The following is a 12,916-nucleotide window of genomic DNA, read 5'->3' as shown; positions in this document are numbered from 1 at the left end:
TCCTCATTGCCCGGTCGGCTGTGTACGCGACGGGTCCTGCCACAAAGTCGGCAGGATGTCAGACTCGTCGATATCGCGGTGCGCGTCGGGCACCACGCCCAGGATCGCCCCGACGCGCGAGATCGTCCGGCCGACCACCGGCGCGGTATTCCACGCCGCGGTCTTCCACCCGGCGGTTTCCTTCGTCCCGAGTGGCGAATCGAGCATCGCCAGCACGACATAGCGTGGCGCATCCATCGGGAACGCCGCGGCAAACGTCGCCACGTTGCGCGAATGATCGTAGCCACCCGAGACAGCCGCCTCGGCCGTCCCGGTCTTGCCACCGACGCGGTAGCCCGGTGCATCGCCCTTACGCCCCGTACCGCGCTGCACGATCAGCCGCAGCATCTGCCGCATCCGCGCGCTGGTCTGCTCGCTGATGACGCGACGACCGGCAACCGCATGCCCCGGCGCGACCTTCAGCAACGTCGCCGGCCGCCAGATCCCGCCATTGACCAGCGCCGCATAGGCGCTCGCCAGATGCAGCGGAGTCACCGCAATACCGTGGCCGTAAGCGGTGGTCATCGTCGTCGTCCGCGCCCAGTATTTCGGCCACAACGGACGGCCCTTCTCGCGCAGTTCGATATCGGGCTTGGTATCGAAGCCAAGCTTCTTGAACATCGCCTGCATCTTCGCGGGCCCGACCTCGTCGGCCACACGTGCGGTGGCGATGTTCGACGAGTAGATCAGCGTCTCGGCCATGTTGAGCCATCGCTTCGGATCACCGCGCTCGTCATGGATCGTGAAGCGCCCGACCTGGAGCGGGTGCGTCGCATCGAAGCGCCGCGCGAACGATGTGACGACACCCGTGTCCATCGCGGTCGCCATCGTGATCGGCTTGAACGTCGAGCCGAGCTCGAACACGCTCTGCGTCGTGATGTTGCGGAGCTGTTCGCTGCCCGACATGCCGACGCGGTTGGGGTTGAAGGTCGGCAACGAGACCATCGCGATCACTTCGCCAGTCGCGACGTCGAGGACGATGCCGCCAGCGCCGCGTGCCGAGAAGGTCGTCATCGCGCGGCCGAGTTCGCTCTCCATCGCCGCCTGGACGCGATTGTCGAGCGACAGCGCGACCGGCGTGCCGTTGAGCGCCGGGTTGGTCAGCCGCTCGTCGAGCACGCGCTCCATCCCGCTCATGCCGTGGCCTGCGGTCGACAGGAAGCCGAGCGCATGCGCCGCCATCGTCGATTGCGGGTAGAGCCGCTGCGTATCGCGGTCGAACACGATCGCGGGCTCGCCGATCGCATTGACCTGCTCGACCAGTGCCGGCGACGCGCGCCGCTGGAGATAGATGAAGCTCTTGCCCGACGTCAGCAGCGCATAATAATGCGCCTGGTCACCCGCCTCGGGCATCAGCGCGGCAAGCTTGCTGGCGATCTCGGTCGGATCGCCGATCAGCTTCTTCGGGTGCACCGCGATCGTCCACGCATCGATCGTCCGCGCGAGCGGCGCACCGTTGCGATCGACGATGTCGCCGCGTGCCGCGATCGCCGCCGATCGCGCCTGCGGATCGGCAAGCGATGCCTGCACCGCCAGCATCCCGAGTCGCCCGACCACCACCAGCACCGCTGCTCCGAACAGGAACATCAGCATCATCAGGCGCGTGTGCGCCGTCGCCACCAGTGCATGACGCTGGTTGGCGCTACGTTGCTGCGAGACGGGCCGGGCGACCAAGGCGGTCACCGCCGCTTACGGCTTTCGGAGCGGGCGCCGCTCATGATGTCACCCAGCGTCGTGTCGGACAGGAGCTTGCGGTCGAGCATCGCAACCGCCTGCGGCCGGACCTTGGCCACTGCCGCAAGGCGTTCGGTCTTGGCGGCGCGAACGAGTGCGGCCTCGGCGGAGCGCGGCGTCGACACCGACGCGCGGATCACGACCGGCTTGAGCGCGGTCTTCGAAGCAGCCTGGATCGCGACGTTCATCGCGCGCGGTGCGGTAACCTGCGCCATCTGGACGGGGGCAAGCTTAACGACTGCCGGCGCGGCGGTGACCGGGACGATCGGCACCGTGACAGCCGAGCCAGCACCCGACGGCACCAGCAGCGCGGCGGTCTGGACCCCGTCCGCGCGCAGGCTGTTGACGTCGAGCGCCGCGAGCGCGGCCTCGCTCACGACGAACTGGCCCGCGGTCGGCGCCGACAGTGCCAGCGTATCACCATTCCAGCGCTCGAGCTGCGCCAGATTGCCCCGCGTATCGAACTCGGTTTCCAGCGCACGGATGTCGCGCTGCGCGGAGCGGATCTGACCATTGACCGCCTCCAGCTTCTTGCGCTCGGCGGCGACCTGCAGCGACACGAGGTAGAAACCGAGCACGACGGCCACGCAGCCCCCGAACCAGCCCACACCCTTCATCCGATACGCCGCCGTCATGTCGTCACCTCTTCCGTCCAGGGTTGCGCGGAGGTCCGCCGCGCCGTCCGTAATGTCGCCGAGCGCGCCCGCGGGTTGCGTGCGATCTCGGCCTCGCCGGCGCGAACACCGCGGCCGACATGAGAAAAACTAGGTTCCGCAACGGCTTTCACCTGCGGAAGATGACGCGAACCTGAAGGCGAGCCACCGGACCGCGTGCGCAGGAAGCGCTTCACCATCCGGTCTTCGAGGCTGTGGAACGTCACGATCGCGAGGCGACCACCGGGCTTCAGCACGCGCTCGGCCGCAAGCAACCCGTCGGCCAGCTCACCGAGTTCGCGGTTCACATGGATCCGGATCGCCTGGAACGCGCGCGTCGCGGGGTCCTTCTTGTCGTGCGCCTTGTAGCCGAGCGCGCGGCGGACGATGTGCGCCAGCTCGCCGGTGCGCGTCAGCGGGCGCGCCGCGACGATCGCGCGGGCCACGCGACGCGACTTGGGCTCGTCGCCGTACTGATACAGCACGTCGGCGATCTCGTTCTCGTCCGCCTCGTTGACGAAGTCCGCCGCCGACATGCCGGCCTGCGCCATCCGCATGTCGAGCGGACCGTCCGACTGGAACGAGAAGCCGCGCTCGGCCTGGTCGAGCTGCATCGACGACACGCCGATATCGAGCGTCACGCCGTCCACCGGGGCAAGGCCGCGCGATTCGAGTTCGGACGCCATCGCCGAGAAGTCCGCGGCGATCAGGGTCAGGCCTTCTTCGGCCTCTTCCATCGCGCGACCATTGGCGATCGCGTCTGGATCGCGGTCGAACGCGACGATCCGCGCGCCCGACTTGAGCAACGCCAGCGTGTAGCCGCCCGCACCGAACGTGCCGTCGACCATCGTCTCGCCGGGCTCCGGGGAAAGCGCGGCCAGGACTTCGTCGAGCAGGACGGGGATATGCGGCGCGTCGGGACTGCTCACAGCTGCACTCCCTTCTCGGCCATGTAGAAGCGCGCCATCTCCTTGACGACGGGGGGCATGCCGTCGGTGGCGATCAGCGTCGCGGGATCCCAGATCTCGATATAATCGAGCACGCCATAGAAGAACGCATGGCCCTTGATGCCCGCATAGAAGCGCGGGAACGCGGGCATGATGAAACGACCGGAGCCGTCGAACGGCACCGCTTCGCCCGACGCGGCGGCGCGCTTGATGTTGTAGTCGTATTCGCCATTCTCGGACGTGTTCTCGGATTCGCGGCGATCGAGGCGCTCGGCGAGGATGTCGACGTAACCGGGATCATACGCGACCAGACAGCGATTCTTCTGATGCGCGCCGATGATGATGGTCCCGCCGTCCTTGCCGTTCGCCTTGGGCGCATTTGCCGAGAGCGTGGTGCGGAGCGCCGAGGGGATGGCTACCCGGCCCTTGTCGTCGACAAGGCCGATACCGTCTCCTTGATAGCGACCCCGCACCGACACGCCAAAACCCTTCGAAATGGCGCACATGATTCACCGTCCCGAGCCGCGACCCTCGTCGCGCCTCGACCGCAGCAATCGCCGACGGTGAAACATGCCCCTGTATTAATCTCCATCTACCATAGCGGACTGGGGACGCAACGGGATTTTTGGGGATTGGACGGAATCCACGACAGGTTTCGTCGACCAAATCGGGGAAAATTGCACCCCACAACGCGGATTAACACGCCATTAGGGACGTTAGGCTGGGGAATTCCGGGGATCAGGCACAATCGGCGGTTCGAACGGGCAGCCTCGATGGGCACGCGCGAATGTTCAACGCGGCATGGATCGTGCCCGGCGGTGTGCAATCATCGATGTGCAATCAACGGCAGCAATCAGCCTCAGCGAGTCGCGGATTGACCATTTGCACTGGGAGCTACGCCCATTTCGGCCAGGGGTTCGGTGGGATCGGCGGCGTCCACGCTGTTCGTCACACCCATGTTGGCCACCACGTCTGGCTGGGCAGCCCCTACCGCCGCGACCGGCCGCTCGCGGCTTGCAGAGCCGATGATCGCGCTGGCCAGCCCGATCAAAAGCACCACGGCCGCAAGGCCGATCAGGCCGACCTTGATGCGCTGCATGCGCTGATAGGGATCGTTGGGCGACTTCATCTTGTCGCGTTCCGATACCCGACCATCGTCCCGCTGTCGATTCTCGACGCAGGCCGGATCAAGTCAGGCCCTTGGCTGTGCGCCATTCGGGATCGTACAGCGTCGAAAGATACCGGAATCCGGTATCGCACAGGATCGTCGCGATGCGCTTTCCCGGCCCCAGATGTCGTGCCAGCGCGACCGCTCCCGCAACGTTGATACCCGACGACAAGCCAAGGCAGAGTCCTTCGTCGTCGAGCAGCCGGCGCACCCAGGCATACCCCTCCTGGTCCGAGATCCGGAACTGGGTGTCGATCGGCGCGCCTTCGAGGTTGGCGGTGATTCGCCCCTGCCCGATCCCCTCGGCGACCGACGATCCCTCGGACTTCAGTTCGCCGTGCGCGTAGTAATTGTAGAGGGCCGCGCCATGCGGGTCGCTGAGCGCGATGCAGACCGCCTCGTCCTTGGCCTTCAGCCCGAGCCCGACGCCGGCGATCGTCCCGCCGGTGCCGGCTGCACAGGTAAAGCCATCGACCCGGCCCTCCATCTGCGCCCAGATTTCCTCGGCGGTGCCGACGATATGCGCGCGGCGGTTGGCGATATTGTCGAACTGGTTCGCCCAGATCGCGCCCGGCGTCTCGTCGGCGATCCGGCGCGAGGTATGGACGAAATGGCACGGCGACGAGAACGCCGCCGCAGGCACCAGCACCAGCTCGGCCCCCAGAGCCCTGAGCGTGTCCATCTTCTCCCGGCTCTGCGTCTCCGGCATGACGATGATCGTCTTGTAGCCCTTGGCGTTGGCGACCAGCGCTAGACCGATACCGGTGTTGCCCGCGGTCCCCTCGACGATCGTGCCGCCAGGCTGGAGCAGACCCCGCTCCTCCGCATCCTCGACGATGAACAGCGCCGCGCGATCCTTGACCGACGCGCCGGGGTTGGCGAATTCGCACTTTCCGAAGATATCGCAGCCCGTTGCGTCGCTCGGCCCCTTCAGTCGAACGAGCGGGGTATTGCCGATCAGGGCGAGCGTATCAGATGTCGTGTGCATCGCCGACAAATGGCGCTGCCATCCGCCGCGGGCAACCCATCGAAAGTTTTGCGTGCTAAACACGATACGCCACGCCGACAGGTCGCGCCGAACGCCTCTTGCGCGAATCCATAACGTGCTTTCAGGGTGGATTGATCCATGTTAGCCTTGCCTCCTGTCCAAGTCGTGCCCAAGAAAGGGGCTATCGGTCATGAAAAACTACGAACATGCGCTGTCGTTGCTGGAGGAAGCAACGCGGATCATGCTCGCTGTCGGCGACACGCTGGTCGCCGCGCACATCGCGACACCGATCGACGTCATCGAAACGCGTCTCACCGCGTTGCGTGGTATGCAGAAGCCCTGATCCTCGTCCGGCACGCGCTCAACATGCCGCGCGCCCTGCGCAGCCCGTCAGCAAGACTGACCTGTTTGTCGTCCGGAGATGCGATGGTAGCGCTTAAACCTTGACGCCCTATGCTGCATGCGCGAAGCGAGGTTCCGCTATGAAGATCATCCCCATCACCGCCGTTGCCGCGCTGCTCGTGCTGGCTGCCTGCAACTCCAAGCCAGCCTCGCCAGAGGTGGTCGACACCAATCCCGATCCGATGGCGAACACGCTCGCAAACGCCGCGCCGGTCGAACTGCCGCCCGCGATCAAGTCGGAAAAGACGTTGCGTTGCAAGGACAACAGCCTGTTGTACGTGACGTTCTTCCAGGGCGACAAGCAGGCCGTGGTCCGCACCAAGCAGGACGGCACGCCGACCACGCTGAAGTCGGACGTCGCCGGTTCGCCGAAGACCGCCGAGGGCGGCTGGTCGATGACCGGCAACGAGGACAGCGTCACGTTGACCCGTCCGGGCAAGTCGGCGCAGATCTGCCACGCATAAGGCTCGATCGGCCAATATTTTGGCGTGAACGGTTCCAGAAACGGCCGGCGGTTTTTCCGCCGGCCGTTTTTCTTTGTGTCGTGCACCCTTGCCCGGACGCCGCCGGCCCGGCACCGTATGATCCATGGCAACACTAGCGATATACAGCCTGAAGGGCGGCGTCGGTAAGACGACGCTCGCCGTGAACCTCGCCTGGTGCGCCGCCGCGCTGTCGGCCAGACGTACACTGCTGTGGGATCTCGACCCGCAGGCCGCCGCGACCTGGGTGCTCGGGGGGCCGGGCAAGGTCGACCAGGCGCAGGCGATGTTCTCGAAGGATATCGCCGTCGCCAAGCAGGCACGGCCGACCGCATATCCGCAGCTCGACCTGATCGCCGCCGATGCGTCGCTCCGCGGGCTCGACCAGCTGTTCCACGATCTCGACAAGAAGAAGCGCCTCGCCAAACTGGTGTCCGACCTCGCCGGCTACGACCGCGTCGTCCTCGACTGCCCGCCGGGCCTGACCGAGACCGCCGACCAGGTCATGCGCGCCGCCGACCTGATCGTTATCCCGGTCATTCCCTCGCCGTTGTCGACTCGTGCCTATGATGCCGTCGTCGCGCATCTCGGCGGCCGGACGCCGCTGCTGCCGGTCCATGTCATGGTCGACAAGCGCCGCGCGCTCCATGCCGAGGCGCTGGCCATGCATCCCGACTGGCCGGTGATCCCGATGGCAAGCGGGATCGAGGCGATGGCATCGCGGCGAGCACCGGTCGGCGTCTTCTTGCCAAAGTCGTCGGCGGCCCGCGCGTTCGCTGATCTGTGGCGGCGGATCGAACAACGGCTGGCCGCGTGAGCGAGGGTCTCGATCCGAAAAATGGACTCGACCCGCAGCTCGTCCTGGGCGCCTACTCGGTCGGCGTCTTTCCGATGGCCGACAGCCGCGATGCCGCCAGCGTCTACTGGGTGGAGCCGCGCCGCCGCGCCGTGCTGCCGCTCGATTCGTTCCGGCTCTCGCGGTCGCTGCGCAAGACGATCGTCGCCGACCGGTTCCGGGTCACCGTCGATACCGCGTTCGAGCCGATCCTCCGGCTCTGCGCCGAAAGCGTCGCTGGCCGGCCCGAAACCTGGATCAACGCGAGCATCGAACGCGTCTTCACGACGCTGCACGCGATGGGCTTCGCACATTCGGTCGAATGCTGGGACGGTGGCAAGCTGGTCGGCGGACTCTATGGACTCGCGCTCGGCCGTGCGTTCTTCGGCGAGAGCATGGTCAGCCGCGCGACCGACGCGTCGAAGGTCGCGCTCGCGCATCTGGTCGCGCGGCTACGCGTCGGTGGGTTCACGCTGCTCGATTGTCAGTTTCAGACCTCGCACCTCGCCTCGCTCGGCGCGGTCGAAATCGATCGCGCGGATTACGTCGCGTTGCTGGCCGCGTCGCTCGACGGTGCGCTCGGCGCATCCGTTGCTGCGGGCGTGGCGTCGGCCGGCGACTTTCGCGCGCTCGATCGCTTGGCCGGCAAGGCCTCCGCATCGGGCGCGGTATCGGGCCCGGTCGCGGGGAACGTCATCGCGCAACTCTTGGTCCAGACGTCATAGACCGGATGCTGCACCGCGTTCAGCGCGGGGCGTTCCTTGTAGAGCCAGCCTGAAAACGTCCGGCGCCAGTGCGTGTCGACGCCGCGCACCAGCACCTGGACGAAGGCGCCGGTCAGCTGCTCCTGCTCCCACGGCGCGGTCTGTTCGCAGGCGCGCAGCCGCAGCACCACATCGCCCATCCGCGTCGCCTGACCGGGCTTCAGCGTAACGTCGTGCGTTTCGCCATTCCGCTTGTTCAGGATGCCGATCACCGCAACGCGTTGCGCCATCGGCGTTCCGCCATTCGCGATCGCCGCCGCCCCGGTATCGATCGTTTCGACGGAGGAACTCGCCGACTCATCCGCCATCGGCAGATCCTGCTGGACGACCCCGGCAGGCTTATTCGGCGTCTGCAACGCGCGATAGCCGAACCAGCCGCCTACCCCCAGCACCACGACCAGCACGGCCGCGGCAAGCCAGCGCAAATTCACCCTTCGGGGACCCAGGCTTCGTAGTCACCGGTGGCCGCGGCACGCGTTCCGCCCTTTTCAAGCGCACCCGAAGGCCGATAGGCGAGTGCGGTGCCGGTCATGTTGGGGATCGCCGGCTTCTGCCAGGCGCGAACCGGCGGCAAAGCGCGCTCGGGAACGTCGTCGACCTGATGATGCAACCAGCTGAACCACGCGGGCGGGACTCGGCTGGCGTCAGTCGCGCCCTGATAGATCACCCAGCGACGCGGGTTGCCGGCGGTATCCTTGCCGCCCTCGTAATAGACGTTGCCAAGCGCGTCCTCGCCCTTCTTCGCCATGCTGCGCAAGCCGAATTTGGTGCCGAGGGTGGCGCCGTTCCACCACGTGAAAGTCGATGCGAGAAAGCCCATGCCGGTGCGCTTAACCCGAGTGAGGGCGGGCTTCAACCATGATGATGGCCGAGGTCAGGCGAAGCCTCGCTTCCTGTGTAATTCGAGAGGCGTGCCGGTGCTTACCTTTTGCAGAAGGGATGTGCCGGCGTTCGACCGGCATGCCGCTCCCCCTTGTTCTCCCGCAAAAGAGGGAACCCAGTCTGGTCCCCGCCTTTGCGGGGAAACGTGTTACCCGCGTAGAGACGCAGCCTTCCCCATCACAGCCCGGCTCGGCGATCCGGCAGCCCCTACCGCGCTACTTCGCGCTCTCGTCCCAGGTTACGCGATCACCCTCGGCGATCCCCAATTCCGCAGACCGTCCACCCATCAGTTCCAGCACCGCGCCGACCGGTTCGCCCGACGGGATCGGCGCCTCGGAAAACGGTACGGTGTTGTCCGCGATCCGGGCGATCGTCCGGTCTGCACGGATGTAGAGAATGTCGAGCGGACTCGGCGTGTTCTTCATCCAGAAGTTCGCGTTCACCGGAGCGCCGCCGTCCGCCGGATAGGGCCAGAACAACATCCCGCCATCGGGTTTGAGATCGGTCCGGTACATCAGCCCACGTTCTTGTTCCGCCGCCGTCTTCGCGCGCTCGACGACGAACACATGCGGGCCGTTCGCGCTTTTGATCGTGAGCGTGAGCACCGGGGCATTCTCGGTCTTGGTATCGGCATGCATATACGCGATCCCGCCCGCTCCAGCTCCGCCAATCAGGACCGCGGCCAGACCGGCCTTGGCAAGTACGCTCATTACAAACCCTCTTCGACCACGACCGCCAGCGGCCCCTTCCGTCCTGCGACGACCCGCGCGCGGAGCGGCTGGTCGGGCTCGACCGATTCGATCCCTGCGCGACGCAGCGTCTCCATATGGACGAATATATCGCAGCCGTCTGCGCTACGGACAAGAAAGCCATAGCCCTTGAGGCGGTTGAACCATTTGACGACGACCGGCTCGAACGGGCCAGCGGCATCGATCATCGCGATCGGATCGACCCGGTCCGGCGACGATGTCGACGTCCGCTCCACCTCGGCGACGGCGTTGGTCATGTCTATCGAGACGATCTCGCGCGCCTGGAAGCCTCGACCGCGCTGAACCGACAGGGTCTCGATTCGTGCGCCCTCGGGCAGACTGCGGCGGCCATGAGGCTGCAGGACGGAAAAATGGACTAGGATATCGCCAACGCTATCGTCGTCCGCGACGGCGAAGCCGAACCCACGGGTCACGTCGAACCACTTGATGACGCCGCCGATCGCACGCACATCGACGCCGCCGACAAGTCCGGCCAATAGTCCCCCGTTGTCGATGGTGGCTTCGATCGCAGTTTCGATCGGCATTTCCGCCCCTGTTTGCGTCACTATACGCATCATTACACCCCTAGCCGCCTAGCTAGCACGCTTCGTCGCAATCGCAACGAATCCATGACGGACATCACTCGAAATCTGATGCTTCTACAACAGCCGACGGCGGGGCGGCGACGATCCGGCGTGCCAGATCGAAACGGTGACCGGCGCGAAGCATTGCCGCAAGTTGCTTCTCGTGCAGTTTTCGGTCCCCGTGCCCATCGCCGTCCCCGCTGCCGTATGGGCCGATCCGCTTGCGACGTGCGAACGCCAGCGCCGATTCGACCGCGCGGTCGGCAATCGCCGGCGCGACCGAGTCCGCGTCGCTTTCGTCGATGCCCGCTTCGCGAAATGCGCCCGCGACACGTCGCGCCCCCAGGCCTCGCCGCTGCATCGCCGCCGCGCGCTGCTCGGCAAAGGCCCGGTCGTCGACATAGCCGAGCTCGGCCATACGTTGCGCCAACTCGGCAGGGTCGGCGGCGGCGCCGGCAGCCTCGTCGGCCCAGCCACGTTCGCGGATCTTGCGGTTGAGGTAATCGGTCAGCCGCCCCCGCGTCGTCGCGAACCGTTCGACGTAGCGGAGCGCCAAACGTTCGAGCGCGGCGGCATCGAGTGGTTTGGGCGCGGGCCGTTCGCGCGATCGGCTCTTGTCCTGGCCTTTGCCCCACCCGCCGCGTTTCGCCGTGCCAAGACCATCCGTCGAGCGACTGTTGTCGGAGTCGCTAGCGTCGCGTTGGGGGTCGAGGGCATCGTCATCGTCGTCCACGCCATCATTGTGCCACACTGACACCCGAAGTTGAACGGCTAGACTAGAGATAGGCGTGGTGTGTTCGATCGCCGCGACGGAGCAAGGCAGGAACTGCGATGACGACCGAAACGGTAACGACCGACACGGCCACCACCGACGGCAAGCACGGCCAGACCGTAGCGGCCCCTGTCGCCACGCCGACCGCAGACGCCCTGCCGCGCCGCTTCGCCGATTTCGGCACGCTGGGCGAAGCCCTCGACTACGCCGCGAGCGGTAACCGTGGTCTTAATTTTCACGACGCGCGTGGCACTTTGTCGCAACCTTATCCTTACAGCCAGCTCCGTACCGACGCGCGTGCGATGGCGGATCGCCTGATCGCCGCCGGTGTTGCCCCCGCCGATCGCATCGCGCTGGTCGCGGAGACCGGCCCCGAGTTCGCCGCATTGTTCTTCGGCGTCGTCTATGCCGGCGCATGGCCCGTGCCGTTGCCGTTGCCGACCTCGTTCGGCGGCCGCGATTCGTACATCGAACAGCTTCGCGTCCAGCTTGAAAGCTGCGACCCAAAAATGCTGATCTTCCCGCCCGAACTCGCGCAGATGGCGGGCGAGGCCGCGCGCCTGTCTGGCACCATCGGGATCGACTGGTCCGAGTTCGCGACGCGCGAGGCGCCTGCTGCAACGCTCCCCGAAGCGAAGCCGGACGACATCGCATATCTGCAATATTCGAGCGGCTCGACGCGCTTCCCGCACGGCGTCGTCATCACGCATGCCGCGCTGCTCAACAACCTCGCCGCGCACAGCCACGGCATGGAAGTGTGCGACACCGATCGCTGCGTTTCCTGGCTGCCCTGGTATCACGACATGGGGCTGGTCGGCTGCTTCCTGTCGCCGATCGCCAACCAGGTCTCGACCGACTACCTCAAGACCGAGGATTTCGCGCGCCGTCCGCTCGCCTGGCTCGATCTCATCAGCCGGAACGAAGGCACGACGCTCAGCTATTCGCCGACTTTCGGCTACGATATCTGCGCGCGCCGCATGTCCTCGCAAACCAAGGCCAGCGACCGCTTCGACCTATCGCGCTGGCGTGTCGCGGGCAACGGCGCCGACATGATCCGCCCCGACGTGATGCAATCGTTCGTCGACGCGTTCGCCGATGCCGGCTTCAAGGCCAGCGCGTTCCTGCCGAGCTACGGCTTGGCCGAGGCGACGCTCGCCGTTTCGCTGATGCCGCCGGGCGAAGGCATCCGCGTCGAACTCGTCGAGGAAACACAGCTGTCGGGCGGCTCGCGCGGCGGCGACCGCCCGCAGCGGTATCGCGCGATCGTCAACTGCGGCAAACCGGTCCGCGACATGAAGATCGAGATCCGCGAAGAGGACGGTACCCCCCTCCCCGAGCGCGCGATCGGCAAAGTCTGGTGCAGCGGCAAGTCGGTGATGGTCGGCTATTTCCGCGACGACGCCGCGACCGAGGCGTGCATGGCGGACGGTTGGCTCGATACCGGCGACATGGGCTATATGTCGGACGGCTACATCTACATCGTCGGCCGCGCCAAGGACATGATCATCGTCAACGGCAAGAACCACTGGCCGCAGGACATCGAATGGGCGGTGGAACAGCTTCCCGGCTTCAAGGCCGGCGACATCGCCGCGTTCGCGATCACGACGCCCGGCGGCGAGGAAACCCCCGCCGTATTGGTCCAGTGCCGCAGCTCCGACGAAGCCGAACGCCTGCGCCTGCGCGACGAGATCCGCGAGCGCGTCCGTTCGGTGACGGGCATGAACTGCCTGATCGAACTGATCCCGCCGCGCACCCTGCCGCGCACCTCGTCGGGCAAGCTCAGCCGTGCGAAGGCACGCAACCTGTACCTCAGCGGCGATATCAAACCATACGATATCGCAGCCTGAGATATCGCCTCGACGGACGATGCTCAACGGCTCGAAGTTTGGCAGAACGCGCCGGTCAGACCGAGATCTG

The 12,916-nt window shown here is 66.1% G+C and carries 15 protein-coding genes and 1 pseudogene; 5 read left to right on the top strand and 11 right to left on the bottom strand.

Annotated features, from left to right (window positions below):
• Nucleotides 1-3 precede the first annotated feature (3 nt).
• From C8J43_RS07725 to C8J43_RS07700, 6 genes are all read right to left on the bottom strand, one after another.
• Nucleotides 4-1,722, bottom strand: coding sequence for a penicillin-binding protein 2 (locus C8J43_RS07725; RefSeq protein ID WP_060526690.1), 1,719 nt, complete (start codon nucleotides 1,720-1,722; stop codon nucleotides 4-6).
• Nucleotides 1,719-2,408 (bottom strand): hypothetical protein, encoded by a 690-nt coding sequence (locus tag C8J43_RS07720; RefSeq protein WP_133030389.1) that lies wholly within the window; start codon nucleotides 2,406-2,408, stop codon nucleotides 1,719-1,721. Before C8J43_RS07720 ends, C8J43_RS07725 begins: the two co-directional genes overlap by 4 nt.
• On the bottom strand, nucleotides 2,405-3,355 hold the full coding sequence (gene rsmH, locus C8J43_RS07715) for a 16S rRNA (cytosine(1402)-N(4))-methyltransferase RsmH (protein WP_056051344.1): 951 nt from the start codon (nucleotides 3,353-3,355) through the stop codon (nucleotides 2,405-2,407). The genes C8J43_RS07720 and rsmH overlap by 4 nt, the downstream gene beginning before the upstream one ends.
• Entirely contained in the window at nucleotides 3,352-3,879 is a 528-nt protein-coding gene (locus C8J43_RS07710) for a division/cell wall cluster transcriptional repressor MraZ (protein ID WP_183129002.1), read from the bottom strand. Before C8J43_RS07710 ends, rsmH begins: the two co-directional genes overlap by 4 nt.
• A 353-nt stretch (nucleotides 3,880-4,232) precedes the next feature.
• Complete coding sequence (locus C8J43_RS07705; RefSeq protein ID WP_243645466.1) at nucleotides 4,233-4,502, bottom strand: hypothetical protein; 270 nt, start codon at nucleotides 4,500-4,502, stop codon at nucleotides 4,233-4,235.
• Between the two features lie 58 nt (nucleotides 4,503-4,560).
• Nucleotides 4,561-5,529, bottom strand: coding sequence for a cysteine synthase A (locus C8J43_RS07700; protein WP_133030388.1), 969 nt, complete (start codon nucleotides 5,527-5,529; stop codon nucleotides 4,561-4,563).
• Nucleotides 5,530-5,719: 190 nt separating this feature from the next.
• Here C8J43_RS07700 and C8J43_RS21860 point away from each other — a divergent pair, with 190 nt between their 5' ends.
• From C8J43_RS21860 to aat, 4 genes are all read left to right on the top strand, one after another.
• Nucleotides 5,720-5,872: a hypothetical protein gene (locus C8J43_RS21860; protein WP_156364198.1), complete on the top strand. Its 153-nt coding sequence runs from the start codon at nucleotides 5,720-5,722 to the stop codon at nucleotides 5,870-5,872.
• 139 nt (nucleotides 5,873-6,011) lie between these two features.
• Nucleotides 6,012-6,395, top strand: a complete 384-nt coding sequence (locus tag C8J43_RS07695; protein ID WP_056051347.1) for a hypothetical protein — start codon at nucleotides 6,012-6,014, stop codon at nucleotides 6,393-6,395.
• A 124-nt stretch (nucleotides 6,396-6,519) separates the two neighbouring features.
• Nucleotides 6,520-7,230, top strand: coding sequence for a ParA family protein (locus C8J43_RS07690; RefSeq protein ID WP_133030387.1), 711 nt, complete (start codon nucleotides 6,520-6,522; stop codon nucleotides 7,228-7,230).
• Nucleotides 7,227-7,973 (top strand): leucyl/phenylalanyl-tRNA--protein transferase, encoded by a 747-nt coding sequence (gene aat, locus C8J43_RS07685; protein ID WP_133030386.1) that lies wholly within the window; start codon nucleotides 7,227-7,229, stop codon nucleotides 7,971-7,973. Before C8J43_RS07690 ends, aat begins: the two co-directional genes overlap by 4 nt.
• 35 nt (nucleotides 7,974-8,008) lie before the next feature.
• On the opposite strand, the pseudogene C8J43_RS22610 reads toward aat, so the two are convergent.
• From C8J43_RS22610 to C8J43_RS22155, 5 genes and pseudogenes are all read right to left on the bottom strand, one after another.
• Nucleotides 8,009-8,242, bottom strand: a pseudogene (locus tag C8J43_RS22610) (DUF2155 domain-containing protein); the annotation flags it as partial.
• Nucleotides 8,243-8,439: 197 nt separating this feature from the next.
• Nucleotides 8,440-8,832, bottom strand: coding sequence for an NADH:ubiquinone oxidoreductase subunit NDUFA12 (locus C8J43_RS07675; protein WP_056051356.1), 393 nt, complete (start codon nucleotides 8,830-8,832; stop codon nucleotides 8,440-8,442).
• A gap of 277 nt (nucleotides 8,833-9,109) precedes the next feature.
• Complete coding sequence (locus C8J43_RS07670; protein ID WP_133030385.1) at nucleotides 9,110-9,604, bottom strand: DUF192 domain-containing protein; 495 nt, start codon at nucleotides 9,602-9,604, stop codon at nucleotides 9,110-9,112.
• A complete protein-coding gene (locus C8J43_RS07665) occupies nucleotides 9,604-10,182 on the bottom strand; it encodes a cold shock protein (protein WP_243645504.1) in 579 nt (192 codons plus the stop codon). Before C8J43_RS07665 ends, C8J43_RS07670 begins: the two co-directional genes overlap by 1 nt.
• 100 nt (nucleotides 10,183-10,282) lie before the next feature.
• Nucleotides 10,283-10,960, bottom strand: coding sequence for a RecX family transcriptional regulator (locus tag C8J43_RS22155; RefSeq protein ID WP_207893344.1), 678 nt, complete (start codon nucleotides 10,958-10,960; stop codon nucleotides 10,283-10,285).
• A 98-nt stretch (nucleotides 10,961-11,058) separates the two neighbouring features.
• Between C8J43_RS22155 and C8J43_RS07655 the strand changes: the two genes are divergently transcribed.
• Nucleotides 11,059-12,846 (top strand): fatty acyl-AMP ligase, encoded by a 1,788-nt coding sequence (locus tag C8J43_RS07655; protein ID WP_133030384.1) that lies wholly within the window; start codon nucleotides 11,059-11,061, stop codon nucleotides 12,844-12,846.
• Nucleotides 12,847-12,916 lie beyond the last annotated feature (70 nt).

The sequence above is a fragment of the Sphingomonas sp. PP-CE-1G-424 genome (assembly GCF_004341085.1).
Taxonomy (GTDB): Bacteria; Pseudomonadota; Alphaproteobacteria; order Sphingomonadales; family Sphingomonadaceae; genus Sphingomonas.
The sequence above is the reverse complement of the archived record's forward strand: the minus strand, read 5'-3'. Positions and strand labels throughout refer to the sequence as shown.

Excerpts from the sequence above, each read along its gene's own strand:
- C8J43_RS07720 (WP_133030389.1), bottom strand. The coding sequence starts at position 2,408 with ATGACGGCGGCGTATCGGATGAAGGGTGTGGGCTGGTTCGGGGGCTGC.
- C8J43_RS07710 (WP_183129002.1), bottom strand. The coding sequence starts at position 3,879 with ATGTGCGCCATTTCGAAGGGTTTTGGCGTGTCGGTGCGGGGTCGCTAT.
- C8J43_RS07705 (WP_243645466.1), bottom strand. The coding sequence starts at position 4,502 with ATGAAGTCGCCCAACGATCCCTATCAGCGCATGCAGCGCATCAAGGTC.
- C8J43_RS07700 (WP_133030388.1), bottom strand. The coding sequence starts at position 5,529 with ATGCACACGACATCTGATACGCTCGCCCTGATCGGCAATACCCCGCTC.
- C8J43_RS21860 (WP_156364198.1), top strand. The coding sequence starts at position 5,720 with ATGAAAAACTACGAACATGCGCTGTCGTTGCTGGAGGAAGCAACGCGG.
- C8J43_RS07695 (WP_056051347.1), top strand. The coding sequence starts at position 6,012 with ATGAAGATCATCCCCATCACCGCCGTTGCCGCGCTGCTCGTGCTGGCT.
- C8J43_RS07690 (WP_133030387.1), top strand. The coding sequence starts at position 6,520 with ATGGCAACACTAGCGATATACAGCCTGAAGGGCGGCGTCGGTAAGACG.
- C8J43_RS07675 (WP_056051356.1), bottom strand. The coding sequence starts at position 8,832 with ATGGGCTTTCTCGCATCGACTTTCACGTGGTGGAACGGCGCCACCCTC.
- C8J43_RS07670 (WP_133030385.1), bottom strand. The coding sequence starts at position 9,604 with ATGAGCGTACTTGCCAAGGCCGGTCTGGCCGCGGTCCTGATTGGCGGA.
- C8J43_RS07655 (WP_133030384.1), top strand. The coding sequence starts at position 11,059 with ATGACGACCGAAACGGTAACGACCGACACGGCCACCACCGACGGCAAG.